23 protein-coding genes and 5 pseudogenes are annotated in these 26,176 nt (G+C 39.4%); 7 read left to right on the top strand and 21 right to left on the bottom strand.

Annotated features, from left to right (window positions below; translation table 11 throughout):
• Positions 1 to 185: 185 nt before the first annotated feature.
• Positions 186 to 797 (bottom strand): sporulation-specific diadenylate cyclase CdaS, encoded by a 612-nt coding sequence (cdaS, locus tag GXP75_RS19565; protein WP_396022498.1) that lies wholly within the window; start codon positions 795 to 797, stop codon positions 186 to 188.
• A gap of 279 nt (positions 798 to 1,076) precedes the next feature.
• Between cdaS and GXP75_RS19560 the strand changes: the two genes are divergently transcribed.
• Both GXP75_RS19560 and GXP75_RS19555 read left to right on the top strand, forming a co-directional pair.
• Positions 1,077 to 2,435, top strand: coding sequence for an MATE family efflux transporter (locus GXP75_RS19560; RefSeq protein WP_242557671.1), 1,359 nt, complete (start codon positions 1,077 to 1,079; stop codon positions 2,433 to 2,435).
• Between the two features lie 25 nt (positions 2,436 to 2,460).
• Positions 2,461 to 3,303, top strand: a complete 843-nt coding sequence (locus tag GXP75_RS19555) for an STAS domain-containing protein (RefSeq protein ID WP_214918493.1) — start codon at positions 2,461 to 2,463, stop codon at positions 3,301 to 3,303.
• A 63-nt stretch (positions 3,304 to 3,366) separates the two neighbouring features.
• On the opposite strand, the pseudogene GXP75_RS19550 reads toward GXP75_RS19555, so the two are convergent.
• The 3 genes and pseudogenes from GXP75_RS19550 to xylA all read right to left on the bottom strand — a co-directional run.
• Positions 3,367 to 3,970 (bottom strand): annotated as a pseudogene (locus tag GXP75_RS19550) (transposase); the annotation flags it as partial.
• A 253-nt stretch (positions 3,971 to 4,223) separates the two neighbouring features.
• Positions 4,224 to 5,723, bottom strand: coding sequence for a xylulokinase (gene xylB / locus GXP75_RS19545; protein WP_242557712.1), 1,500 nt, complete (start codon positions 5,721 to 5,723; stop codon positions 4,224 to 4,226).
• 157 nt (positions 5,724 to 5,880) lie between these two features.
• Positions 5,881 to 7,218, bottom strand: a complete 1,338-nt coding sequence (xylA, locus tag GXP75_RS19540; protein WP_242557670.1) for a xylose isomerase — start codon at positions 7,216 to 7,218, stop codon at positions 5,881 to 5,883.
• A 271-nt stretch (positions 7,219 to 7,489) separates the two neighbouring features.
• Here xylA and xylR point away from each other — a divergent pair, with 271 nt between their 5' ends.
• Complete coding sequence (xylR, locus tag GXP75_RS19535) at positions 7,490 to 8,644, top strand: transcriptional repressor XylR (RefSeq protein ID WP_063638431.1); 1,155 nt, start codon at positions 7,490 to 7,492, stop codon at positions 8,642 to 8,644.
• Positions 8,645 to 8,819: 175 nt separating this feature from the next.
• Here xylR and xynB read toward each other — a convergent pair whose 3' ends face one another.
• The 3 genes from xynB to GXP75_RS19520 all read right to left on the bottom strand — a co-directional run bounded on the left by xynB (position 8,820) and on the right by GXP75_RS19520 (position 12,767).
• Complete coding sequence (gene xynB / locus GXP75_RS19530) at positions 8,820 to 10,421, bottom strand: xylan 1,4-beta-xylosidase (RefSeq protein ID WP_242557669.1); 1,602 nt, start codon at positions 10,419 to 10,421, stop codon at positions 8,820 to 8,822.
• 41 nt (positions 10,422 to 10,462) lie between these two features.
• Positions 10,463 to 11,854, bottom strand: coding sequence for an MFS transporter (locus tag GXP75_RS19525; protein ID WP_061573091.1), 1,392 nt, complete (start codon positions 11,852 to 11,854; stop codon positions 10,463 to 10,465).
• Positions 11,855 to 12,482: 628 nt separating this feature from the next.
• Positions 12,483 to 12,767: a permease gene (locus GXP75_RS19520; protein ID WP_242557668.1), complete on the bottom strand. Its 285-nt coding sequence runs from the start codon at positions 12,765 to 12,767 to the stop codon at positions 12,483 to 12,485.
• Between the two features lie 541 nt (positions 12,768 to 13,308).
• On the opposite strand from GXP75_RS19520, the gene GXP75_RS19515 reads away from it, so the two are divergent.
• Positions 13,309 to 13,539, top strand: a complete 231-nt coding sequence (locus GXP75_RS19515) for a hypothetical protein (RefSeq protein ID WP_242557667.1) — start codon at positions 13,309 to 13,311, stop codon at positions 13,537 to 13,539.
• A 12-nt stretch (positions 13,540 to 13,551) separates the two neighbouring features.
• Here GXP75_RS19515 and GXP75_RS19510 read toward each other — a convergent pair.
• The 7 genes and pseudogenes from GXP75_RS19510 to rarD form a co-directional block, all read right to left on the bottom strand.
• Positions 13,552 to 13,948, bottom strand: a pseudogene (locus GXP75_RS19510) (UPF0715 family protein).
• Positions 13,949 to 14,514: 566 nt separating this feature from the next.
• Positions 14,515 to 14,691 (bottom strand): annotated as a pseudogene (locus tag GXP75_RS19505) (DinB family protein); the annotation flags it as partial.
• A 448-nt stretch (positions 14,692 to 15,139) separates the two neighbouring features.
• Positions 15,140 to 15,781: an endo-1,4-beta-xylanase XynA gene (gene xynA, locus GXP75_RS19500; RefSeq protein WP_063638434.1), complete on the bottom strand. Its 642-nt coding sequence runs from the start codon at positions 15,779 to 15,781 to the stop codon at positions 15,140 to 15,142.
• A gap of 697 nt (positions 15,782 to 16,478) precedes the next feature.
• Positions 16,479 to 17,144 (bottom strand): bacillithiol biosynthesis deacetylase BshB2, encoded by a 666-nt coding sequence (bshB2, locus tag GXP75_RS19495; protein ID WP_214918478.1) that lies wholly within the window; start codon positions 17,142 to 17,144, stop codon positions 16,479 to 16,481.
• Between the two features lie 19 nt (positions 17,145 to 17,163).
• Positions 17,164 to 17,514: a YojF family protein gene (locus GXP75_RS19490; protein WP_150223388.1), complete on the bottom strand. Its 351-nt coding sequence runs from the start codon at positions 17,512 to 17,514 to the stop codon at positions 17,164 to 17,166.
• Complete coding sequence (locus GXP75_RS19485; RefSeq protein ID WP_003325779.1) at positions 17,511 to 17,789, bottom strand: hypothetical protein; 279 nt, start codon at positions 17,787 to 17,789, stop codon at positions 17,511 to 17,513. The genes GXP75_RS19490 and GXP75_RS19485 overlap by 4 nt, the downstream gene beginning before the upstream one ends.
• 74 nt (positions 17,790 to 17,863) lie before the next feature.
• Positions 17,864 to 18,757 carry an EamA family transporter RarD gene (rarD, locus tag GXP75_RS19480; protein WP_214918476.1) on the bottom strand — a complete coding sequence of 298 codons (894 nt, stop codon included), beginning with the start codon at positions 18,755 to 18,757 and terminating at the stop codon, positions 17,864 to 17,866.
• A gap of 98 nt (positions 18,758 to 18,855) precedes the next feature.
• Between rarD and GXP75_RS19475 the strand changes: the two genes are divergently transcribed.
• Entirely contained in the window at positions 18,856 to 19,311 is a 456-nt protein-coding gene (locus GXP75_RS19475; protein WP_094232192.1) for an Hsp20/alpha crystallin family protein, read from the top strand.
• Positions 19,312 to 19,344: 33 nt separating this feature from the next.
• Here the strand turns inward: GXP75_RS19475 and GXP75_RS19470 are convergent, their stop codons facing one another.
• The 4 genes and pseudogenes from GXP75_RS19470 to GXP75_RS19455 form a co-directional block, all read right to left on the bottom strand.
• Positions 19,345 to 19,584 (bottom strand): hypothetical protein, encoded by a 240-nt coding sequence (locus GXP75_RS19470; RefSeq protein ID WP_214918475.1) that lies wholly within the window; start codon positions 19,582 to 19,584, stop codon positions 19,345 to 19,347.
• Positions 19,585 to 19,750: 166 nt separating this feature from the next.
• Positions 19,751 to 20,053 (bottom strand): annotated as a pseudogene (locus tag GXP75_RS19465) (GntT/GntP/DsdX family permease).
• 551 nt (positions 20,054 to 20,604) lie between these two features.
• Positions 20,605 to 21,123, bottom strand: a complete 519-nt coding sequence (locus GXP75_RS19460) for a DinB family protein (RefSeq protein WP_242557711.1) — start codon at positions 21,121 to 21,123, stop codon at positions 20,605 to 20,607.
• A gap of 588 nt (positions 21,124 to 21,711) precedes the next feature.
• A pseudogene (locus tag GXP75_RS19455) lies at positions 21,712 to 22,209 on the bottom strand (GntT/GntP/DsdX family permease); the annotation flags it as partial.
• A 491-nt stretch (positions 22,210 to 22,700) separates the two neighbouring features.
• Here GXP75_RS19455 and GXP75_RS19450 point away from each other — a divergent pair.
• Positions 22,701 to 23,090: a tautomerase family protein gene (locus tag GXP75_RS19450; RefSeq protein ID WP_242557666.1), complete on the top strand. Its 390-nt coding sequence runs from the start codon at positions 22,701 to 22,703 to the stop codon at positions 23,088 to 23,090.
• A gap of 341 nt (positions 23,091 to 23,431) precedes the next feature.
• Here GXP75_RS19450 and yodB read toward each other — a convergent pair whose 3' ends face one another.
• The gene (yodB, locus tag GXP75_RS19445; protein ID WP_242557665.1) at positions 23,432 to 23,767 is read right to left on the bottom strand and encodes a transcriptional regulator YodB; all 336 of its coding nucleotides are present in this window, start codon (positions 23,765 to 23,767) and stop codon (positions 23,432 to 23,434) included.
• A gap of 125 nt (positions 23,768 to 23,892) precedes the next feature.
• Between yodB and GXP75_RS19440 the strand changes: the two genes are divergently transcribed.
• Positions 23,893 to 24,501: a nitroreductase family protein gene (locus GXP75_RS19440; RefSeq protein WP_242557664.1), complete on the top strand. Its 609-nt coding sequence runs from the start codon at positions 23,893 to 23,895 to the stop codon at positions 24,499 to 24,501.
• Positions 24,502 to 24,547: 46 nt separating this feature from the next.
• On the opposite strand, the gene GXP75_RS19435 is transcribed toward GXP75_RS19440, so the two are convergent.
• Together GXP75_RS19435 and GXP75_RS19430 are read right to left on the bottom strand one after the other, a co-directional pair.
• Positions 24,548 to 25,150, bottom strand: coding sequence for an alpha/beta hydrolase (locus GXP75_RS19435; protein WP_242557663.1), 603 nt, complete (start codon positions 25,148 to 25,150; stop codon positions 24,548 to 24,550).
• A complete protein-coding gene (locus tag GXP75_RS19430; protein WP_242557662.1) occupies positions 25,151 to 26,074 on the bottom strand; it encodes a ring-cleaving dioxygenase in 924 nt (307 codons plus the stop codon). It lies immediately after the preceding gene.
• Positions 26,075 to 26,176 lie beyond the last annotated feature (102 nt).

Below are 26,176 nucleotides of genomic sequence, written 5' to 3'. Positions count from 1 at the left end.
ATAGGTAAAGTATTTAACTTAATTAATATTAAACGTATGTAACTTTTTTACTACGTTTAGATAGCTGTTTTCATGAAAAACAGCATTCAATACAGAGAGAATGCTGTAAAAAGGGTGAAAATCAGGTCTTTTGTTTCATGTGAATGACATGTCCGGGAACATTTCATTATTTTTTATGTGCACAGTCATCTCGGTGAGATAAGCGGGTACAGTACGCCGTCCTTGGCGAAAGACATTTTTCCTGTTTCTTCAGACACAACAAGAACAAGCGCATCGGTAAAACCTGAAAGCCCAAGAGCCGCCCTGTGACGTGTTCCGAGGTGGATATCTACTGTTTTAGTTGTTAAAGGAAGCACATTTGCCGCCGAAATAAGCTTGTTTTCTTTCACGAGCAGTGCTCCGTCATGAAGCGGATTGCCAGGGTAAAAAATGCTTTCAATTAAGGATGCACTGATTTCTGCATGTAGTGATGTCCCTTTTTGGATAAAGCCGTCAAGGGCATCCCCTCTTTCAATCACAATTAATGCACCATGCTTCTCGTCAGCAAGATGCTGAATGGCTTTCGCAAGCTCTGTAAAAGAAGGTGTAAAGTGTTCCATATAAGCCTGTAAATAAAAGGACGAAGCAATCGCTTGCATGTCTTGAAATGTATGTCCGAGATCATCCAGTTCACATAAAAGGCATTGGTCCTTTTCGTTGAGTGTCCGCAATATAACAGACGTATCCTCAAGAATCTGTTCCAAATAGGTTTGTATTTGAGTTTTAAACATATGTTCAGTCATCTGTTCGTTTCGCATTGCCAAAACCATCTCTCCTTGTCAAATTTTCTCTTTCACGCATGCTTATCAATATGGTGCGCATCCTATTTGTGAAAGGAGGCTGTCTTAAGCATGGAAATCGAAAGAATTGTTCAATATACTTGCACCTTCCTCGGGATCATAGCTCTTTCTTTTATTTATGCCCAAATGTTTAAAAAAACGAAGCCGCCAAAGAAAGATTAGGTCAGGGGCTCATTGCTTTTTATACATAAAATGTTATAATTTCTCTCGTTATGTTAAAGAAACGGGGAACGAATAATGAGAGAAACAACAACTATCAATCAGAAAGTTAAGCAGCTGATTCACATTTTAATTCCGATTTTAATTACTCAAGTCGGCCTTTCTCTTATTACATTTTTAGATACCGTCATGTCAGGAAAGGTCAGCGCCGCTGATTTAGCAGGTGTTGCCATCGGCTCAAGCCTTTGGACGCCTGTCTATACGGGGCTTGCCGGAATCCTGATGGCCATCACGCCGATTGTGTCACAGCTTTTTGGCGCCGGTAAACGCAAAGAGGTTCCGTTTACCGTGATACAGGCCATTTATGTGGCGGCGATTCTGAGCATTTCCCTTATTATGATCGGTTATATCGTAATTGATCCTATTCTCGGCAGCTTAAACCTTGAGCAGCATGTTCAGGAGATTGCGAAACATTTTTTAGGGTTTTTATCGCTTGGGATTTTTCCTTTATTCGTTTATACGGTTTTGAGATCGTTTATTGATTCTCTCGGAAAAACAAAGGTTACAATGGCGATAACGCTTTGTTCGCTGCCGATTAATTTCATACTGAATTATGTGTTTATTTTTGGGGAATTCGGGATGCCGGCATTAGGCGGAGTCGGTGCGGGGCTTGCTTCTGCCCTGACATATTGGTGCATTTGCGGGATCAGCTTTTTTATTATTCACACATCTTCTCCGTTTGCCGAATTCTCAATTTTCCGCAAGGCCTATATGTTCTCATTATCAGAATGCAAAAAACTTCTTACTATTGGTTTGCCTATCGGCTTTGCGATTTTTTTTGAAACCAGCATTTTTGCGGCTGTCACTTTGCTGATGGGTCATTTCAGCACTGTCACCATCGCTTCGCATCAAGCGGCGATGAATTTCGCTTCCCTTTTATATATGCTGCCGCTAAGTGTGTCCATGGCCTTAACGATTGTTATCGGCTTTGAAGCGGGAGCAAAACGCTATGCCGACGCACGGACGTACAGCCACCTTGGCATTACGATCGCTGTTGGTTTTTCTTTATTTACGGCCGCTTGCATCCTGCTGTTCAGACAGCAGATTGCCGGAATGTATACTGGAGATCCGGAAGTCCTGCGTTTAACTCAGCACTTTTTAATATATGCGCTGTTTTTCCAGCTATCTGATGCAGTGGCCGCGCCTATTCAGGGAGCGCTCAGAGGATATAAGGATGTAAATTATACGCTGGCGGCTGCTTTTATTTCTTATTGGATTATCGGCCTCCCAGTCGGTTACGTCACCGGCACGTATACAAGCGCCGGAGCTTACGGATATTGGATCGGTTTGATTGCGGGGCTTGCTGCCGGAGCCGTCGGCTTATTTTTCAGATTACAGCGGCTTCAAAAACGCAATTCATTGAAACAAATAATATAAGAGATGAAGAACAGGGGGAATAAGAATGCCTTCAAATAAGCGATTATATGATTATCTGTCTCGGCATGCCGAAGAAATCAGTTCAACTTGGTATCAAAACATCGAAGAAAATGATCCAAACTCCATCTACGCATCGACAGATCCTGTTATTATTGAGAATCTTAAAAGTCAAAATCTAGCTTTTAACCATCATATAAATCGTATTTTTATAGATGAGGAACATATTTATTTACCTGCTCTGAAAAATTGGGCATTTCAAGTGGCACAGGATCAGGAGCATTTGAAAACACCCATCCATTATATTATTCGGGAGTTTGTCAGAGTCAGAGACTTGTATTTAACGTATGTAAAAGCATTTATCCGTCAGGAAGAAGCAAATTGTGAGAGTGCGGAAGATATAAGTCATACGCTTATGAAGGCATTTGACCTTGTTATTCATATTTTCATCGAAGAAATGTATAAAAACACAAATAATCAGCTTCAGGCGCAAAAAGAAATGATCAATGAATTGAGTTCACCTGTCATCGTTTTGTTTCACAATGTTGCCTTGCTTCCTTTAATCGGGACCATTGACACAGCTCGTGCCAAAATGATTATAGAAAATACGCTTGCTCAGTGTGCCGCAAAAAAGGTGACTCATCTGTATATAGACCTATCAGGCGTGGCCATTATTGATACGATGGTCGCCCAGCAGCTCTTTCATCTGATAGATGCGCTGAAATTGCTGGGCGTTAAATCTACATTATCAGGGATCAGGCCTGAAATTGCCCAAACTGCCGTTCATCTCGGGTTGTCTTTTGAAGACATCTCGGTGAGATCGACGCTTGCTTCCGCCATCGCTTCCGATTTGAAACTAAAAAAGGTATAAGGCCTGCGCCTTATACCTTCAGGTTGTAGAGAAACTCATGTTTTTCTACAATCTTTTTTATTTTTAGCGTATGGATGATGGATGAAATTTATTGAAAAAGGCCTCCCACACACCTAGCATAGCTAGGTGTGTGGCAATCTTCTTCATGTTCTGACACGCAGCTGTGAGAAGAACTTGCTCACTCACATTCTGTTTTCCCCTCAACCGGCAGTAGCGAAGCCCGTGCAGTTGTTTTGAATCTGCAAAGCTTCGCTCTATTTTTTCTTTTCTTGTTTTATATAGCTCTTTTCCAGAGGCAGACAGACGATTTTGTCTGATCTTTTCTTTATGTTCTTCCCACACGTGTCTTGAGATCACTTTTTGATGATTTTTCGACCTTGTGCAGCTTTCAAGGAAAGGACACGATGCACATTTTTTAGGATCTGATTTGTAGAACCTATAACCTTTTCGATCAGTTGTCGTATATAAAAGCTTCTCACCACTTGGACATATGTAATGATCATGTTCAGAATCATACTGAAATTTCCAATCCTCTTGTTGGATGAAAACGTCTGTGTGCGATAACACCAAAAATACGGCGATCAGATAAACCTTTACAGATTGGCGTTGTTAAATAACCAGAATCAAGGGCAACAGCTTCTACTTGAAAACCAAATCGTGCGATTTGTATTCTTCCTGCTATGCTATCCCCCTAAAAATTCAGCTTGGTAATGTAATAGCTTTGTGTTTTTTGATTATAAATAGAATTGCATTAAATGATTTTTTTGATATCGCTTTCAATTTACAGATATATAAACCTAAACTTCTATGAGGCAACTGTAGTTATATGATTAAAGGGGGCTTATGATCATGATGAGTCGTTAAACGTTCTTTCATTAATCTCCTGGAAAAAATAAACGCTTAACGACCCTCACTAATCATTAGTTTGTTCGAAAGCTCTGCAAAGCTGTATTGAGATCCTTAGTGTGAGTGTAAATTTTCTTATATAAATCGAATAGCGTTTTATATTTTTGAACATTTTGTTCCTTGGGATAAAATGTAGAAGCCTTTTGAATAAACTGCTCTGCACATTCTTCAAGGGATTCAAACCACCCACTTCCAAAAGCAGCTAGCATAGCAGCCCCCATGGCTGGGCCTTGTTCATTTTCTAACTTAATCACGCTCGCATTGAAAATATCAGCTTGCATTTGCAGCCACGTTTCATTTTTAGCTCCCCCACCAATAGAAACAACAGTATTTACTGATTTTCCCGCTTCGCGGAATAGCTCAATTGATTCCTGTAAAGAGAATGTGATGCCTTCCATTATTGCCCTCAAAAAATGCTCTCTTTTGTGGGCTCCATCCATTCCGATCAAGCTTCCCCGAATAGAAGAATCAGCATGTGGCGTTCTTTCACCAACCAAATAAGGAGCGTATAGCAGTCCATTGGCTCCTATCGGAATAGATTCCACTCCCTGCAATAATTGCTCAAACGATTCGTTTGGTGCAAATGTTCTTTTAAACCAGTCCAAGCTGTACCCTGCAGCGAGTGTGACTCCCATTGTATAAAAAGAATCCTTTTTTCCATGATTAAAAAAGTGCACTTTTCCTTTAAAGTCTCTTTCTTTGTCTTCTTCGTGGGAAAGTATGACCCCTGACGTCCCAATACTGCATAGTGTTTTTTCGGAAGAAAGAATACCCGCTCCAATAGCACCGCAAGCATTATCAGCTCCCCCGGCGTACACTTTTGTTTTTTCCAATAGCCCTGTCTCCGCCGCAACGTGCGGAAGCAGCGATCCTACACAATCATGAGATTCAACAAGCGGAGGACAAATATCTGCAGAAATACCAAATTGAGTACAAATATCATCGCTCCACTCTTTGCGAGTAATATGTAAAAGCAACGTTCCTGCTGCATCTGAGTATTCGGTATGAATGGCACCAGTCATACGGAATCTCACATAGTCTTTCGGAAGCAAAAAAACAGCCGTTTTTTTAAAAAGTTCAGGTTCATGTTCCTTCACCCATAAAATTTTAGGTAATGTAAACCCTTCTAAAACTCGGTTTTTTGTGATGTCAAGCAGATAATCGCCAAAATTCTCAGTCATCCAGATACATTGAGGCGTCGTTCTGGTATCATTCCAAAGAATCGCATGACGCAACACCTTTAAGTCTTGGTCAAGCAGGACTAACCCATGCATTTGTCCTGAATAACTTATCCCGTCAATATCCTTGGCTTGAACATTGGATATGGAAACCAATTCAGCCAATGCATCAATTGTTTGCTGCACCCAGTCTTCGGGATTTTGCTCACTATACCCTGCCTTCTCTTGAATGAGCGGATAACTTTTCGACGTTTCTGCACAAACCTTTCCGTTTTGATTGACTAAAATCGTTTTAACAGCACTCGTTCCAAGATCTACTCCAATGACATACTTCATTTTTTCACCCCTTACCCTTATAAAAAAACCATTCACTCAAAATAAAGCCCAATTATAGAAAGTACCCGTCATAACAATAAGCAAAAGGTAAGGAATCATGACGGGCAGTCTCAGGTAACTTGGCTATCATGTCTTTTATCGTGGTTCTCTTTATCTGTTATACTTCTAAAATGTATTGGTTCAATATAGCTTTTAATCGCTCCTGTCTTCCTGATTCGTTTTGAATTGATTTATTATTAAGCGCATATTGCTCAAGAGTATGGAAATTAGCTCTTCCTTCTGTAATATCAAGACCAATTCCTTCAGTAAAGCTGCGATAACGATGTTGAATCACATCATCAAACACACGATCTTCGATCAATTTATGGGCTACTCTCAATCCTCTTGCAAATGCATCCATCCCCGCAACATGGGAATATATTAGATCATCAGGCTCAAAAGAAGATCTTCTAACCTTTGCGTCGAAGTTTAATCCACCGCTTCCAAGGCCGCCATTTTGCAGGATTTCGTACATTGCTAATGTCGTAGAATATAAATCCGTCGGAAATTCATCTGTATCCCAGCCTAAAAGAGGATCACCCTGATTCGCGTCAACAGAGCCAAGAAGACCATGCACTCTTGCCATGCGTAATTCATGTTCAAATGTATGTCCGGCTAATGTGGCATGATTGGCTTCGAGATTTAATTTAAAATGATTGTCTAAGCCATATTGCTTTAAAAAGGCAATGGTTGTTGCTGCATCTGTATCATATTGATGAGTGGTCGGCTCTTTTGATTTTGGTTCAATCAAAAACTGTCCTGTATATCCGATTTCCTTCGCATAATCCACTGCCATATGCATGAATCTCGCCAAATTATCAAGCTCCAATTTTAAATCGGTATTTAACAATGTGTCATATCCTTCACGGCCGCCCCAAAATACATAGTTCTCGGCGCCAAGCTCTTTTGCTGTTTCTAACCCTTTTTTTACTTGTGCTGCAGCATACGCAAACACATCTGCATTGCAGGAAGTAGCGGCACCATGGACAAAACGGGGATTCGTAAACATGTTTGCAGTATTCCATAATAGCTTAACGTTGCTATTGCTCATGTATTCTTTAATCATGCCCACGATGATATCTAAATTTTGATTCGTTTCTTTTAACGTATTTCCTTCTGGTGCAACATCTCGGTCATGAAAAGCAAAAAATGGTGCATCCAGTTTTTCAAACATCTCAAATGCTGCTTCTACTCTCGCCTTCGCCAGATCCATTCCTTTATAGTGATCCCATGGTCTTTCCATCGTAGCTGCCCCAAAAACGTCTGTGCCATCAGCGGTAAATGTATGCCAATAGGCAATAGAAAATCGCAAATGCTCTTTCATCGTTTTTCCGCCGATTACTTCTTCAGAATTATAATATTTAAATGCTAAAGGATTAGTGGAATCTTTCCCTTCGTAAACCACTTTGTTTACGCTTCCAAAATAGTTGACTGAACTAGAATGAGTTTGAGCCATCTTATTTCCCCCTTAAAAATAAATTCAAAACATGATCATACAAATACAGCATTTTTATTTCATAATGTAAGTAAGTTGCATATTAGTTTGTTGCTCAAACAAACTAACTTATTTTAATTTTATATAACCTCATCAGTATTTTCAATATTTTTTTAAGTTTTTCATGAACACATTAGATATAATAAAGGTAAGATTAGCTATGTACTATGTCTCATACTGAAAACGAAAAAATTTAACTTAATATAAAGTTTATACAATTGGAGTGGATGAAGTGGATATCGCTGATCAAACCTTTGTCAAAAAAGTAAATCAAAAGTTATTATTAAAAGAAATTCTTAAAAATTCACCTATTTCAAGAGCAAAATTATCTGAAATGACTGGTTTAAATAAATCAACTGTTTCATCACAGGTAAACACGCTTATGAAAGAAAGTCTTGTATTTGAAATCGGTCAAGGACAATCAAGTGGCGGAAGAAGACCTGTCATGCTTGTTTTTAATAAAAAGGCGGGATACTCCATAGGAATAGATGTTGGTGTGGATTATATTAATGGCATTTTAACAGACCTTGAAGGAACGATCGTTCTTGATCAACACCACCATTTGGAATCGAATTCTCCAGAAATAACCAAAGATATTTTAATTGAAATGATTCATCACTTTATTACGCATATGCCACAATCTCCGTACAGGCTTATTGGTATAGGCATATGCGTGCCTGGACTCATTGATAAAAATCAAAAAATTGTTTTCACTCCGAACTCCAACTGGAGAGATATTGACTTAAAATCTTTCATACAAGAGAAGTTCAATGTGCCCGTTTTTATTGAAAATGAGGCAAATGCTGGCGCATATGGAGAAAAAGTATTTGGTGCTGCAAAAAATCACGATAACATTATATATGCAAGTATCAGTACAGGGATAGGGATTGGTGTTATTATCAATAATGATTTATATAGAGGGATAAGCGGATTCTCCGGAGAAATGGGACATATGACAATAGACTTTAATGGTCCTAAATGCAGTTGCGGAAACCGGGGTTGCTGGGAATTGTATGCCTCAGAGAAGGCTTTATTAAAATCTCTTCAGACTAAAGAGAAAAAAGTGTCCTATCAAGAGATTATAGACCTCGCCCATCTGAATGATATCGGCACTTTAAATGCATTACAGACTTTTGGATTTTATTTAGGAATAGGTCTTACCAATATTCTAAATACATTCAATCCACAAGCCATCATTTTAAGAAACAGCATAATTGAATCGCATCCTATGGTACTAAATTCAATTAGAAGCGAAGTGTCGTCCAGGGTTTATTCCCAATTAGGCAATAGCTATGAATTATTACCTTCTTTCTTAGGAAAAAATGCACCAGCATTAGGAATGTCCTCCATTGTTATTGATCATTTTCTAGATATGATTACAATGTAATCTGTGATTAAAATATACAAATCCCTGTGTTCTTCGCTCATCTTTAAAGATGAGCTTTTTTGTTTTGTTATTTTAATGCTGAATTGGAGTATTTCTGAAGGCATATTTACATATGACACCTTCTAATATGAAAAAAGGAGTTCTAAAATAGAAGTCTCCTTTTTTCATGCAAAAATTATTTTTCTTTATAGCGAAAATATCTAAAGTCGGCCGGAATATGATTACCACTGGTATCTTGACATTGCATCCCTACAAAGGCTCCTGTGAAGAACCCTCCCCCACGAATGTAGTCATCAGATAATTTTTTCGATTCCAATGCAATGTCAATTTTGTGCCAATCTTCTTTGTTAAAAGAATAGAAATAATAATACTTTTCCTTTTCAATATTTACTCTTAAATATACATACTTTACTTCACGAGGAATAGCAATTTTATTTTTTAATGGTTGTGAAAAAGAAAAGTTATCACATATTGTTAATTCAAGAATACGGCCAAGTTCTTCATCATGCGTGACTTGAAGAGCCGTCCAGTTCTCTGTATTGTAATAGTTCACCAATCCAGCGGCTTGTTGAAAATTCTCCGGATAAAACTCTACAGCAGTTTCCGCTTCAAAATGGAGACTTTGCCAACGTCTGGCTACAAATGCCTGAGTAAATGTCGAGGTTAATGATTCATGACCGTATAATCGTAAATGATTTGACACCTGAGTCAAAGAACCTAATTGATTCGTAAAAGGAATCCTTAAAGTTTGAAAATTTATATTTAATGTTGAATCCTCAAATTCATCAACTTCCGGGTACGTTGCTTCAAACATTGTTTCAGGTATAGAAGGTGCTTCTACCTCCAAGCTTCCTTCTTTTCCACCTGCTACATAAGGCCATTCATCTCTCCAATAGAGTTTTTGAATAGCAGTTTCTCTGCCTAAAGGACAATATCCTCTCTGCTGAAAAATGGAATCATCATCAGGATGAATAGGACGTCCCGTTAAATGAGCTAAATACCACTCACCTGTATGTGTTTGAACAATCGATGCATGTCCGCATTTTTGCAGTGGATTTCTAGGATCATGCCATGACGTTAAGATTGGATTATCGGGATGAACTTCATATGGGCCATCAATATTTGTAGAACGGGCAATTGTAGCAGCATGTTCGAACCGTGTTCCTCCTTCTGCAGTTAATAAATAATAATAATTCCCAATATGATAAAGGTGCGGAGCTTCTGTTAGTTTTCTATCAGTTCCTTTAAATATAACTTTCGGTTTACCAATTAATTTTCGCTCCTTATCAGAATACTCCTGTATGACAATTCCTCCAAATGAATGCCGATCAATACGCTGATCCCATAACATATTTAATAAATATTTTTTTCCATCCGTATCATGGAACAAAGAAGGATCAAACCCCGAACTATTTAATGTAATCGGCTCCCCCCAATCACCATCAATCGTTTCACAAGTAACTAAATAATTATGACAATCTTTCCAAGCGCCATCTACTACCTTAACATCCGTATAGATCAGCCAAAACTTTCCGTCACTATAACTTAAACATGGCGCCCAAACCCCGCCTGAATTAGGGTTTCCTTTCATGTCTAATTGTGAAACTCTCTGTAACGGATGTGCGACTAAACACCAATTCACTAAATCTTTTGAATGGTGTATCTGGACACCTGGAAACCATTCAAATGTAGAGACAGCGATATAATAATCCTCCCCTGCCCTACAGATACTTGGATCGGGATTGAATCCTTTAAGTACTGGATTGATAATCTTCATTTGAACTCCTCCTCAGCTATTTTCTTTTGACTTATTATTTTTTAAGCCTTGAAATCATCAATATGATCCAAATACACTTTATCTCTATTCTCTAATTCTCGTACCATGTTTTTATATTTTTTCTCATCTAAATTATAAAAATTAATATCAATCAAGGCTAGTACCAGTAAGAACACGGGAATAATGGTAGTTGTAATTAAAATTCCCGTTAATGCCTCCGGAGTTTGTGCCTGATTTGCCACGTATCCAAACTTATCTAGAACCAGCCCAGGTATAATCCCTCCCAATGCCATACCGAATTTAAAGAAAAACCCGATAATAGCATAAATGAGCCCACCCATTCTTTTCCCAGTCCTATACTCTCCATATTCTATTGTTTCAGGAATGAGCGCCCACATGTATCCTCCGGCAGTAAGACTTCCAGCAGCAGCAATTAATCGAAAGAAGAGGATTAGATATATATTACTTGGCGGAACAAATAGTAAAGCTAAGAGGCCGATAATATTCAGTAATAATGCATAGTTTAGTAGTTTTTTCTTCCCCAATAATTGATGAAGCCTCGGAATAAACGGTAAAATGACCAATGCAGGCAAGCTTCCTATCAAACCGTACCACTTCACTAAATCCTCTCTTCCTAAGTTATACGTCACATAATAGATGCCAACTGAATTACTTATTGAATTCACTCCGAAAATTATAATAAAGAAAATACTTAATACAACAAGCGGACGATTCACATGAAATTGCTCAAATATATCAGATAATTTAATTTTTTCTTCAGATTTTTGAAGAGTGACACGCTCTTTTGTGCTTTTAAAACAAAAGATTAAAAGGCACCCGCCTATCATTCCCAAAAGGCCCATGGTTAGCTGCCAGCCAAGAGATTCGTTGCCGGAAGTATCGCTTAAATAAGCAGCCAATAAGGGAACAAAAAATGCAACGACAAGTCCCCCAAGATTCGCAAATAACATACGGACAGATGTTATACTAACAACTTCTTGATTATTTCTGGTCATTGCAGAAGTTAACGCACCATATGGAACGTTTATGGTTGTGTATGTAAGCGACAAGCCAACATAGGTAATATAGGCATATATTAATTTCCCCATATCTGAGAAATCTGGAGTTGTAAAACAGAGTATTGCAAGTACTACAAACGGGAAAGCTCCAAATAAAAGATACGGTCGAAAGCGTCCAAATTTGCTATTTGTTCTGTCTACTATTGTTCCAATAAAAGGATCAGCGAGAGCGTCAATGATTCTAACCACTAAGAACATGGTGCCGGCTGCTGCAGCCGATAAACCAAATACATCGGTATAGAAGAACAAAAGATAAGTAGACACCGTTGCATAAATTAAATTACATGCAAAATCTCCAGAAGCATAACCAACTTTTTCAGTCATGCTAATCTTCCTTAAATTTTCACTGATCATGACTTTTCCTCCCTTTTCGATCATTAAATAAGGAACCGTATGAAATGGTTTAAAAATTTCTCAATCACATCGGCCGGAAAGTGTTTTATTAAAGCGCTTTCAAAAAATCACAAAGTGGTTTAATTTCACAGAGCATTTTTCATCGTCCAAAATGGTCTGTATCAGCAAACAGTAAATTCATTCTTTTTCGTAATATCTCGTATAATTGGGAAAGAATTTAAAGATTCACTCTTTCGTGTTATATATTGTTTAGCTCCAATTGGATCGAGCCTCTTATTCCCCCTTTGTATTTAGTTTTCTTATGGAACTAATAAAGCACCCTTCATTAGTTTGTTGATTGGACAAACTAACTTGACTTCATATTATATAATCCTATTCACTTTTTCAATGCTTTTTCAGAAAATTTAAATCACTCTGCAGCAAATGTTGATGATTGCCTTCTTTTTATACACTCAGTTTCTCAAATATCCTGATGATTCTCTTCAAAAAAACTGACAAAGTAATAATCATACCGCATACCATTTTGTTTAATATCTAAGAAGCCTGTAAAATTTTGAATCTAAACTTCACTTTAAAAGGATTATTTTATTCCTGCAATTTTCCATGGTAGCCCTAAAAAAAAAGCAGTCTATTCAGGCCTGCTCCTTACGTTCTCTTCTTTTAACTTTTTGTTTAGCTTGAAACCAATTATGACATTGATAATCGCAGCTGGAACATATAAAATTCCTGCTCCCATTATTCCTAACGCTGTGCTTGAACCTACTATAAAAGCCTGCATTTCTGTATTTCTTGTCTTCAAACTAAGTAACACGAGCATACCCGCTAAAACCCCTATAAACCGAGCAATACCTGGAATAAAGAAATCAGTTAGGATACCAAATATTTGTCCAATCATTGATAACACAATCCCCATCAAACTGGATAACACAACTAATGTTTTGATAGCTTTTCACCCCTTTTTAAATCCGTTCCATTATTAAACCGCTTTTGATACAGGTCTACAAGTATAGCAGACCACTCTACAAACCCTCTCAGCTGCCATGCTTTCTGACTCACCATCCTCTTTCCGCTCTATTCCAATACAAATAAATACTAATTACCTCAACAAAGGCGATTAGGTTTATTCAAAAGCCTTTGTAAAGAGCGCTGTATTCTTACGTGAATGCCGGAGATGTAGAACGGAAAAGAGCATTAAACTTAATACTCCTTAAGAATCTCACAGTCCATTTCCATAAACTTATATCATTTACTTTTCCTGTTCTTTCTTTTCATTCCTTTTGTAACCTGCATAAGAGCCGCCAAAAATAGCGATAAACATGGCAATTCAAATAAAAATGTTCAAGTTAAATCCCCCAATTTTAAATAAAACACTTCTTTTATCATGACCCCTTTGCCTCTCCCACTAAAAGCTCATACCGTGTTATGGTTTAATAAAACTTCCTAGGAGTGGTTCTTTGCTTAAAGCTTCAAAAATTTTGATCTCATGTGTAGCTTTAATCCTATGCGTGTATTCTTTATATTATCAAAGTGCTTTCCTCTTGTTTTCTCTCCAAGTATTGGTTGCACTTCTCTTTGTTTTAATGGGAGTGGAGACACTTTCAAAGAAACAAACAAGGTCTGCGTATTTGTTGTTCGGATCAGCGGCTTTTATACTTGTTGTGAACGTTGTGAAATATATGATTTAAATTGTAGATAAACTACTTCTGCAGGCATATGGAATCCCAGAACCAATAAATTAACGCAGCAGCAATGCTCATTATGTAATAATTTAAGCTCCTGAACACTGTAAGAGCACTAGGCGGATAATCAATAAACCAGACCACGAACACAGCTAAAAAAGCTACTGCAGTATAAATTAAAAAATAGATCAAACTGAACCTTTCTGGAATTTCTTCTTAGTAATAATTGTAAAGGAAAAGCAAATATTAAGTAAGTGATAAAAGAGCAGAATGCAATGATACCTATTGTGATTAAGGCGATCGCCATAAATCCTAAATAAACAAACATATACAAGCCAAAGACTAGACCATATGACAAACTGGAGAATACCAGAGTATAAACATAACTGTTTAACGTCTTTTGATTGAGGCTCAAATCAGCACCCCCTACCATGTATCCTTTTTAACCAGTTATCCAATTGTTCAAAATCTTCATCGATTTTCACGTCATTTTAAAAATTAGACTCCGGATAACAAAGTTCCCCTATTAACCAAAAGAAAGGGAATAGAAACAAAACTGAATTTAAGTGATTCCCCATATTGCCCACCGTTTACTTGTCTTTATTGAAGCTAATGCCAACATTATCTTTATAGGTGAGAGTAATAAAGGGAGCAATACCAGCATTCCATGCACGGCATTGATATATGAAGAGTAATGAGTAACTTTTGATCATTATTCAAAGAAATCACCTTACGAATTTTTAGCATTTTAATGTGTGTATCAAAACAATTAAAAAAGAAATTAGAAAATTACCAGACATTATTTCTGCTGTGAATAAAAAAAAGAGCGTGTTTTGGAAAAATTGATCAACACAGCTTCATGAGTTAACTTCTTTATAAAAAAGTTTGCATACATTTGCGGGGGTTCTAAACCAAATGTTGTCCATCGCCTGCTAGTCTCATAAGAACAGTCATTTGTCGCCGGTGGTGATTTTGATGTTAAATCAAAAACATCAAAGAACCATCTGGCAATGGTTGACCAATAAAGTAGATACGTTCTTGAGATGTATGATCAGTCCGCTGGGTTTTCAATGCCTGTACAAACGCATTACTGGCTTGATGATAGCTGACTGCTATAAACTGAGCCGAAGTAGGGACAGGATAACCTTCAGCAGGGGCACAATTTTGTGATATTTGTTTAAGTGATTCATCAATTAGACTATTTAGAAGTTTCTGTGTATCAGCTTCGAACTCTCATGATCAAAACAAACTGTTAACAAGATGAGTTTGAACTCATTGGAACAGCAGATCACGCTGACTAAAAAATATCGCTGTTAAACAAAGAATTGATAGCGCTCTCATTTTTATACTATTACATTAAAATTATAGGGAAAGTTATAAAACCTGATGGGTTATACCCTACCTCTAGCAATGCCAAGGCCGTTCGCCTAATAGAAAACGACCGTTAACCATAACTAACGATTTTAATAATCTTTTACGATACCCGAGGCATATATTAGGATTCCACCTAAAAGTCGCCTCTTAGTAACTCACAATCACAATGTTTATAAAACTTCTCAAGGAACGATCAGCAGCCCGTTAGCTACCCCTGGTTAAAGATGATCTGTTACCACACTGTTACGTTAGAACTTCCACTACTTTGATATCCCTCTGTCGCTAAGACTTGGTAAGACCAATTACTACCCAGATTCATCCCATATCTCTTCCATGCGTTAACGTGATTGCTGAAAGTGATTGTAGCGTTGCTTCCAGTTGGTCTCTTCGACTGGCGAACACTCCAGTACTGCGTAAAAGTAGTTTTATCGCCATCAATGGAAGGTGCATTATAACGTGTAGTTGTATATATGTCATATGTACCCCCATCACTGTTTACAGTACCTTTATACGTTCCAGTAGGTCTATAAGTCCCCCATGAATCCACTACATAATATTCTATAAGCGGTGATCTCGTCCAACCATATAAAGTCAAATATGCATTGCCATTCGGCGCCCAAACTCCGGCATTATAGTTTATTGTCCTAAATGGCGAACCTGTAGTCCAACCTTTACCAACAACGAAATTTCCGGTATTAGACCAATTCACACTGTAATTCCCGCCAGATCCATTTACAGAATTAACCATTCCTCCCCCATCAGTCCAATTTTGCCAGTAGTCTGTGCTAGCTGCAGAGGCCGTTGCCGAAAACAAGCTAATACTCATTAAAGCTGCCGTTAATCCAACTAAGAAATTCTTTTTAAACTTAAACATATGTTACCTCCTATAATATTTTTTCTGACTTTGACATGAGGCAGCACTCGTATCTATTTAAAACATTCTTAAATACTACCGCCAAAGCTTTTGATCGTCCCCTTCAATATAATACCATGAATCCACGAGTGAATATTATGAATATTCTTAATTTGATTACAAGTGCCCAAAAATTACATTATAAGTAAACTTGTTCCACCATAACCTAATTCTTTTTTCCGTAGGATCGCAATTCTTGTTTCTAAATCTGATGGAGTTGTTGGCTTATCTAGGCCACCAATAATGAGCAATATCGGGTAGAGAGAATTTCTAACTCTTTGTATAGCAATGACAGCGTTTACGTGGAAATCACTTTTGGAAATACTCAGGAAGTGCCATTGCTACATGGGCGGGGAAAAAACCAACTATTAGAACATTAACTTGGACAGAAGGTCTATACCTAACAAACAAAAAAGGTATGTTCTTCCCTGTCTATACTGACAAACAATCAGGATTAAATCTATTGGCACTATCACATGTTTTTTGGAAAAAGATTCCCTCGGAGAAAAGAGTTAAATGGAGAAATAAAGAACGTACAGCGTATAGAAAACGGTGAAATTTATCCAGTATATTGTGTGGTTGAAGTTCAAAAAAGGCTGTCGTAAGTTCTCGACAGCCTGAAGGTATAAGGCCTGCGCCTTATACCTTTTTTCTCCGATTAGTCATTCCACTGATACGTCCAGTATACTTCTTCTTCGAACCATGTTGCCAAAACCGGTTCGTTATTTTTCAATTTCGCTTCAAGCTCTCTCAGCATACCTTCCGTTTGGGTGCGGTGGGCTTTTAAGGCATTCATTTTGATATCTGCAACTTCTTTGATATCAAGAACGACATCAGGCTCGCCGAGGCTTTCTTCTCTATCCCGGGTAATGGCCATGCAAAGAGTGCGAGGGCGATCTTCTTTCTTTTTCCGGTAAAGCGCACGGATCACCGCTTCCCCGCATGCGTCATGATCAGGGTGAACCCCGTACTCCGGATAAAATGTAACAATCAGGCTCGGTTTGACATCATCAATAATGGCTTCCATCATATCAGCCAAATACTCATCATTTTCAAACTCAAGCGTTTTATCACGCAGTCCGAGCATTCTCAGATCATTAATATCCATCGCTTTACAAGCATCAATCAGCTCCTGCTTTCTTAACAAAGGCAGTGTTTCCCGATTTGCAAAGAAAGGATCTCCCATGTTCCGTCCCATTTCACCGAGTGTCGCGCAGGCATAGGTGACGGGAACTCCTTTTTTTCTGTTTAAAGCAATCAGCCCCGCCACTCCGTATGATTCATCGTCAGGGTGCGGCAGGATCACAAGTACATGTTCTTTCATCATTCTTCCACCCTTTTCTTTAGACTGTGAACGGCTTTTCACTGATTTGAAGCGAAATCGCCAGCTTTCCGCCCGGCAAGTGTCCCGCCATTAACAAGCGGTTCTCATCATCTATCGTATATTCTGTCAGGCCTTCAGCATAAATCCAGCCTTCTTCTGTTTTCAAGCCGACTCGAAATGGGCCGCTTCCTTTTATTTTCGCCTCGTGATACGTGACTTTCGCATTGCGGATATAAGCCACAACCGTCATGTTTTTTTCGTTTAAATGAGCTGAATAGGAACCTGTTGTCGTCTCCAAATGGATATATACAGGGCGATCCGCATATTGTTCTAAAGAAGATTGCACTTCTTCTTTTATGATTTCTTTCATAACTGCTCCCCTCTTTCTTCTCTCAAGTGCTGCAAGCGTTCTGTATGCAGCTCAACCAAGCGGTACTTATCAACCGGATTCAGCTGAGAATTCACAATGCGCTGCATGGCGGAAAAATATTTTTCCAGTAAAGGTTTACGAAGCCTCGGATGCGTCATTTTATCCAAAAGCTCAAGATCAATGGCCTGCCGCACCGCATCTATGCCGGCGCCGGCGAGTGAACGGTTGTTCCAGAGCGCGGTGTAAGCTGCCGCTATCTCTTTATCATTGTCCATCGTACAGCTCCTTTATGTCATACATACATGAAATGATTATACTCATCTAAGCTGCCGCTGAAAAGCCAAAGGACTTAATGGCTTTTCGATATCCGCTTCCATTTCACTTGTGAAAACGTAAACAAAAGCAGTGCAGCCCATATACAGGCAAACGTAAAGGCTTTTGCTCCCGTAAATGCTTCATGGTAAACAAACACCCCAAGCAGCAAGGTAATCGTCGGTGCTATATATTGCAGAATTCCCACTTGATAAAGTGGCAGGCGTTTCGCCCCTTCAGCGAACAACAGAAGCGGCAATGCTGTAAATATGCCGGCAAAAAAGAGAAGCAGCCAGGTTCCCCCGCTGACCCCACCTGCAGACTGATGGGCGCCCAGCAACAAATAACAAAGAGCCGCCGGGGTGATCAGTAATGTTTCCAGAGTCAAACCGATTGCGCTCGGAAGACTTGTTCTTTTTTTACATAGTCCGTACAAGCCGAAACTGAATGCTAAGAGAAGCGCAATATAAGGAATTGAACCGTATTGGAACGCAGAAATAATGACAGCCGCCGCTGCAATAGACACGGCCACAATCTGCAGCCGGTTCAGTCTTTCTTTTAGAAATAAAATGCCAAGCAATACAGATACAAGCGGATTAATATAGTACCCCAGACTTGCTTCAAGCAAAAAGCCGTGATTCACAGCCCATATGTATACAAACCAATTGATGGAAATTAAAACAGAGGCAAGCAGAAGCGACAAAAAACCGCCTTTCTTTTTTAAAGAAAGAAGTTCCTTCCAGCCCGTTTTCCACTGGCGCAAAACAGCCAGCACTATGCACATAAACACAAACGACCATATGATGCGGTGGGCTAAAATATCAAGTGCGGGAAGATGCTCCAACAGCTTCCAATAGAGCGGAAATAATCCCCACAGCACAAATGAAACCGCTGTATAAATGATCCCTTTTTTAGTTGAAGAATTGTACAAATCAACCCCCTGCCTTTCTTTAGAGCAGCTTATATTATATCACGTGAAAGATCGAGTGGGCATATACTATTTTGTCCGTTAAGAAAGGCTGTGATGAGATGTTTGAATGGAACAAGTATTTCCCTTTCCAAAATCAATTTTCAAAGGAAGCTTTAAAAAACGCAGATCCAAAAGATGTAGAGGACTATGTAAATCGCGTCATGGAAAGCGTGTTCGGTTCCAATCATGCGGCACAATTTCCATTTCGCGATCCGCTTCCTAAAAAAGAAAAATCAATGGACGCCGCGCCGGAGATAGATATTTTTGAAACAGCAGATCATGTTTTTGTAAAAATCCCCGCCGCCAAAGAGCAGATTGATAATATTAAAATCAAGCACACTTCACAGGCGCTGTTCGTAGAGAATTTCCACCAAAAGGATCAGCAAAAAAAGGTGGTCCTCCCAAGCCTGGTGAAACGCAAAGGCACAAAAGCGGTATATAAAGACGGCCTGCTGGAAGTCATGTTTTTAAAGCACGATGATTACAATCTGTCCGAAGTTGAAATCATGAGGTAAAAAACGGTCTGCATAAAATGCAGACCGTTTTTACTAATAATAAGAGGGATAGCCTCCGCCGCCGTATGGCACGCCTGGCCCCTGGCCGTAGGGGACGCCTCCGTATCCGTATGGAGGCGGATAAGGATATGGCCTTGGATAGTTAAACAGAGCACTCCCGAGAAAACCGCCTAACAAACCGCCGACTAAAGGAGCGCCAAACAAAAAAGGATTTCGCGCCGGATAACCTGCAGGTCCTGGATTCCCGCGATAATATGCATGATGAGGGTACATCTTCTTTTCCTCCTTTATGTCTGCCTATATTAAAGGTATTCATACAGGAGAAAAAACGATTGGGCGAATCTTCATAAATCATTTTTTCGTTGAATTTTGAGCTTACTCGCCAATGGTTCAAAACAACCCGGACCCGTTACAGGTATTCAGGTATAAAGAAACATCCCTAATAATAAAACATAGCCGAGTCCGTTTCTGAAAGGACTGTTGTCAGCAAAGTCCACGTTTGAAACGTTTCCTTCAAACTCAGGCCGAAAAATTCTTTGACCATCCAAAAGCCAGCATCGTTTACATGGCAGGCAATCACACTTCCAGCTCCGGTTGCAAGCACCATCAATCCCCGGATTGACTGTATTTGCCGCCATCAATGGCGCTACCATCCCGGCAATCGTAAGCGCGCTACCGTTGCAGACCCTAAGCAAAGCCACAGGACAGTGGCAATTATCCATGCGACCAGCAGAGGAGACATATATGTTTGGCTGAACAAATATGCCACATAATCACCGCCACCTCCGTCCACAAGCACTTATTTAAAAGCAGCGCCGCCTATGGTTAATAGCATCTTGGCAATTTTGAAAGAATGATTGTGATAATGAATGTCCGATATCCTGCATTGAAATCTTACGAGCATATCCCACTGTATAAATTGCGAGCAAAAGCTAAAACATCAACCCCCAACCTCCACTTCTTTGGGGCTCCCTCGCCGATAGGCAGGACAAAACAAAGTTTTGTCAATGCCAGAGGGTCTTGGCAAATATCAACTCCTTAATGCCCCCTTCGGTCCGCTTACCGTTGACAGACGCCAAATGTGGAAGCACTCCTTTTTACGAGGAGTATGGCCGTATTTATAAAAGTAAAAACACCGTTCCCATTATGCGAACGGTGTTAAAAATCTTAATCTTATAGAACTAACGCACCCGTTAGTTGATGAAGAAAAGCGAACCTTATGAAAGAATCGTGCCCGATTGCGAAAATTAGATGCATACTTTATTTATCTTCCGGATAAAAGTTTAGGAAAAACTATTTCGTTGAACTGATTTCATAAAGATAGAAAACATAATCAGTGGGTACACTTGAGTAACCTTGTTGATGTATCATCGCCGTGAGATTTCCGCGATGATATGTGCCGTGGTTGACAACATGCTGAACCAATTCGGAAAGATGAGTATCTAAACGCCCAAATTGAGGATGTTGGGGGGAAATCTCTTTATCTAAATCACTTTCATTGTTAAGAAATATTTGATACTCTTCTGACAAATAACGAAACAGCTTCTCCATTTCCTCAAGACCCTTATCCTTGGTCTTCTCTTGTGCCTGAGCGATGGAAGCTTGAATCTCATCCATACTATTCTTCCGCATTACACCAAGCCATATTGTATCTCCCCTATAAGTATGAACGAGCGTCTCTGCAATCGAGGGAAAAACACTTTGAATTTCCCGATCATAAATGTCCTTCGGCAATTCTTTCAATCTCCCGAAAAACTTGTTGTTCGCCCAAACATGATAATCATACAACTGTAACGCACGATGTTTTTTCAGCAAATATTCCTCCTTCTTTTTTCTTCGAATTACATCGATATGGTAAGACAACTCTGGACAAATGACCGTCAGTGATAACCATCTTTTTTGTAAGTTTGCCGAACCACTCCATTCCACTACAACTTCCAAGTGAATGTGCTTTTTCACTTCAGGTGGTAAAGATCTCCCTTTCAAGGTATTCTCCTTACTCTACGAGATTCCTTCCCTTTATTCTATAATCTGACCCCATTGTTGAACAAAGTTTAAACAGCACTCTTCAACTATCCTGCCCCGTTAGTTTAAGTAGGAAACTTCACAATCTCAATAGAGTAAAGCCTATTGGTACATAATCAAATCACCTTTAAATTAGACTTCATCATGTCTCATAAAACTTGTATCAAAATGCTTATCGTTGTAAATCCTCGCTGTCTTCAGGCACTTTTTTATTGTTTCGCTTTTAAATATACTTTTGTTATATTGTAAGATAGAAATATATTAGCATTATATCGCCAATATAAAGGCAAGAGGTGAACGTTATGAGCGACACCAAAACCGATTTTGACATCCTAGTTGATGTAATAAATATGCAGACTTATCCGATATTAGCGCATATGCAACCGAGATTGCGGTAGGAGCCGGATGCGGCGGGAAGGAACCGTGAGTCACATTTAACGCAGCTGCCATCGGGATGCCAAGATAGAGGAAAGGAACTTTTAATTCTCTTGATACGGCATAGATAATCGGAATTAACAGGACAAGACCGACTTCAAAAAATAAAGCGATGCCAATAATAAAAGATGCAATCACCGCTGCAAATTAAATTTTTCGTCTGCCAAATTTATTGATTAATGTAATCGCTATCCGATAACCTCTTCCGGCATCTGAAACAAGCTTACCAATCATCGCACCGAATCCAGACACTAAGGCCAAATGCCCCAGCTGTCCGCCGATTCCAGTTTCAATCGAGAGTACAATTTTGTTTAGATCCATTCCCAGACCAATCGCAACTAAAAATGAGACGACAACGAGCGATACAAAGGTATTTCATTTTACTTTGATAAGAAATAAAAGAATTAGAACCCCTATAGCGACAATTAGAATAGGCATTAACACGACCTCCAGGCACTCGCATCCATATTTTGATTGATAAAGATCGTTTGATTATATGCATTCTGCTCTTACATCAGATGAAAAGACTGTAAAAACAAGGCGTTGAACCTCCTTTCAAATATATCAGTCATTGGCGGTGTCACGCCTGATAGACAGAACCTTCCAAAAGAATGCGCTTTCACACTATTTAAAAAAGAAGTTATTAGCATATTTAAGTTATATTTTGATCATCTTTTGGTTTTATACTAAAATCCTCACGAGAAGTTGCCAACAAATCTTTAAAGGATCATTATTTATTCGTATAGATTGTTTATTGTATGCTGAGTTATAAACCACCCAAATAGTAATGTGTTGATTAACTCTTGGTTATGTGTTATATTTCTCATCAAGTTACTGCAAAAATAGGATGTTATGTTATGAGTTAAGGACACGCTAAGAATGTTTTTATCCATTCTATTATCCTATAACAATCGGGGAGGTTAACAAATATGCCATTATTACGTTTTGATTTGATAGAAGGACGCGCTGAAAAGCAATTGAAAAAGTTATTGGATGCTGCCCATAATGCTATGACAGAGGCGTTTGCCGTACCTGAACGGGACCGTTATCAAATCGTTCACCAGCACCCGGCGAATGAACTCATTATTGAAGACACGGGTCTTGGTTTGAAAAGAAGTAAAGATGTAGTCATTATCAGCATCGTCAGCAAGGCTAGGATTGAAAGCCAAAAAGAGACTTTATACGCTTTGCTGGCACAGAAACTTGAAGCTGAGTGTGGTATATCACCCGATGACCTAATGGTTTCCATCACAGAAAACGGTGACGCTGATTGGAGTTTCGGGCTGGGTGAGGCTCAGTTTTTAACTGGAAAACTCTAATAAACAGGACCGCTTTGCAGTTAGCGCATTATTCATGGTTAGTTATTGAAGTCTGGAAGTCAATTATAAAAATCGCCCGCACGATGATTAAGAAGAAATGTTTTGCCTCCTCTTCATCGTCGTGTTTATGGGCAAATAAAAACGTTTCCACCAAGGTGATGGAAACGTCACGAATCAATTTTGGATTGTCCTATGCCCTTAATTCTGAAGGTTTCAAAAATCGCATTGCCGACTCGCCTTTTCAGGTCACGTTCTTTCATTTGAACGGTGTCCCTCTGTTCAGCACGTTACAACGTGTATAATCTGCTTTTTAGCTCCTCCGGTTTATTCCTGCTGTATATTTATTTCTCATGGTGACCAGTCTCTTCCGGCTCACAAAACTTATCCGCCCATGTTTGCATTTCTTGAAAAACAGCTTGCAGAGCTTTTCCTTTTTCGGTTAGATTATAGATCACTTTCACAGGGGTTTCCGGCAGCACCTGCCGCTCAACGATCTTCATTTGTTCAAGCTCTTTCAGCCGTTCAGCCAGCATTTTTTGGCTGATCATCGGAATCGTTTCAGTTATCTCTTTAAATCGTTTTGGGCCGTCCATTAATACATGGATGATAAGGCCATTCCATCGCTTTCCTAATAAAGAAAAAGCAGATTCCATTTTAGGGCACATTGTAAATCCCACATGTCTTCATCCTTTCATTTATTGACAAGAATTAAATGATCAATTAAAATGAGTTCTCAAGTTACATTTAGTAAGTTTCTAACTTTTCTACTATCATACCACGTTTAATTGGAGGAGGAAATACTATGACGAATACACTGGATATTTTACAACAGCGTGCATCAGTAAAAGAATACGATAAGAATGCAACGATTTCGAAAGAAGAAATGACTGAGCTATTGGAGCTTACAACGAAAGCGCCATCCGCTTGGAACCTTCAGCATTGGCATTTCACTGTGTTCCACAGCGATGAAGCAAAAGCAGCCCTATTGCCGGTAGCCTATAACCAAAAGCAAATCATCGAATCATCTGCCGTCGTTGCTATTTTAGGCGATTTAAAAGCAAATGAAAACGGTGAAGACGTATACGGAGAATTGGCAAAGCAAGGTCTCATCACAGATGAGATTAAACAGACGCTGCTCGGACAGATTAACGGCGCTTATCAAAACGAACAATTCGCCCGTGATTCTGCTTTCTTAAATGCTTCATTGGCTGCTATGCAGCTTATGATTGCCGCAAAAGCGAAAGGTTATGATACTTGCGCAATCGGCGGATTTAACAAAGAGCAGTTTCAAGAGCAATTTGACGTAAGCGACCGCTTTGTTCCGGTCATGCTGATTTCAATCGGCAAAGCAGTAAAGCCTGCTCATCAAAGCAACCGTCTGCCTGTATCAGAGGTTTCGACGTGGCTGTAAGCATATGAAAAAAACCTTAGCCCGGCCATGCCGGACTAAGGTTTTTTTATAGAAAAGCGTCTTGGTACCACATCCGCGCCTGTTCCGCTTCCTGCTGTGTAAGCTGATGTCCTCCTTCTTGCCAATAAACGGCAGTAGATGCCCCCGCTTCATTCAAATATTGCTGAAGTTCCTCTGTTTCTGCTCTCGTACATAAAGGGTCATGCTTACCCGCTCCGATAAATACAGGCAATCCTTTCATATCCGGAAGTTCCAATCCGCGAATCGGAACCATCGGATGGTGAAGAATGGCTCCCTTTACTGCTCCGCCAAAGTGAAAGAGCAGGCTTGCGGCGATATTTGCACCATTTGAATATCCAGTTGCAATAACGTTATTCCGATTGAATTTAAGCGTCTCGGCCGCTTCGTCGATAAAATCCTTTAATTCTTTTGTCCGTTCAACCAAATCTTCCTCATCAAACACACCTTCACTCAGCCGTTTGAAAAAGCGAGGCATACCATGTTCAAGCACTGAGCCCCTGACACCGAGCAGATGAGCGTCCGGGTCTATGAAACGTCCGAGCGAGAGAAGATCATGCTCATTTCCTCCGGTTCCGTGCAGCAGCAGCAGTACGTTGTCAGATGTTCCTTTTTCATAAATATATTTCATTTATATATCCCCCTTAATGCCCGGCAGTATGTCAGTAATTTGTTTTCGGTGCTTTTCCAGCCATTCCGGAAGCTTCAGCGAGGTGCCAAGCTCTTCAAATGTCTCATCTGTCATAAATCCCGGATCATCTGTCGCCATTTCAAATAAAATGCCCCCTCGTTCCCGAAAATAAATAGATGTGAAATATTCTCTGTCAAGGATTTCTGAGGATGAAAGGCGTTCAGCCAGAAGCACGTCCTTCCACTTCGCCTGTTCCTCACTCGTTGTTCGAAATGCCACGTGATGAACGGTGCCATAACCGCCTGATCCTCTTTTTTCAGGACGAAGATGGACATCGATGATATCGCCTATATCCGCGGAGGACTTGAGTCTTACAATTTGATCTTCTTCCTGGATTTTATTGTATCCAAACTTTTCAATCAAAAATTGAATGGTCGCTTCTGGGGCGTAAGAATAAAGCAAAGCCCCTTTCATCCCTATGATTGCCTCGTTTTTTGTTAAACCTTCTGCCGTCCATTCGCTTTTTTTGCTTTGGGCATCTTCCATAATGGCGAGCGGGAGGTCCTCCGTATCATGAAACAAAAGAATTTGTTCAGACAATAATGTTTGTTCCGTTACTTGCATTCCATTCTTTTCAAGCCTTGTTTTCCAGAAAAAGAGCGACCCTTCCGGCACTGAAAAATAGATTCTTCCCGCCTGGCCTTTGCCTACAGTCCCCCGGCCGCTCCCTTGGAAAGGAAAGAACGTGATGATCGTGCCAGGCTCACCGTTTTGGTTGCCGAAATAAAAATGATATGTTCCGGGATCATCAAAATTGACTGTTTTTTTAACGAGGCGAAGCCCCAGCACCTCTGTATAAAAACGCAGATTCTCTTGCGGATCTTTTGCAAATGCAGTGACATGATGTAATCCTGCTGTTTTCATTTTCTCACTCCCATTTATCTTGATTTCGAGATATTTATTATTGTAATTTTATTTTTTTCGGAATGCAAATAATGTGTTTGAATAAAGTAATTTAAAAAATCA

Origin of the sequence: Bacillus sp. HU-1818 (assembly GCF_022695965.1) — a bacterium.
GTDB lineage: Bacteria > Bacillota > Bacilli > Bacillales > Bacillaceae > Bacillus > Bacillus atrophaeus.
This window is presented reverse-complemented; position numbering and strand designations above follow the sequence as displayed.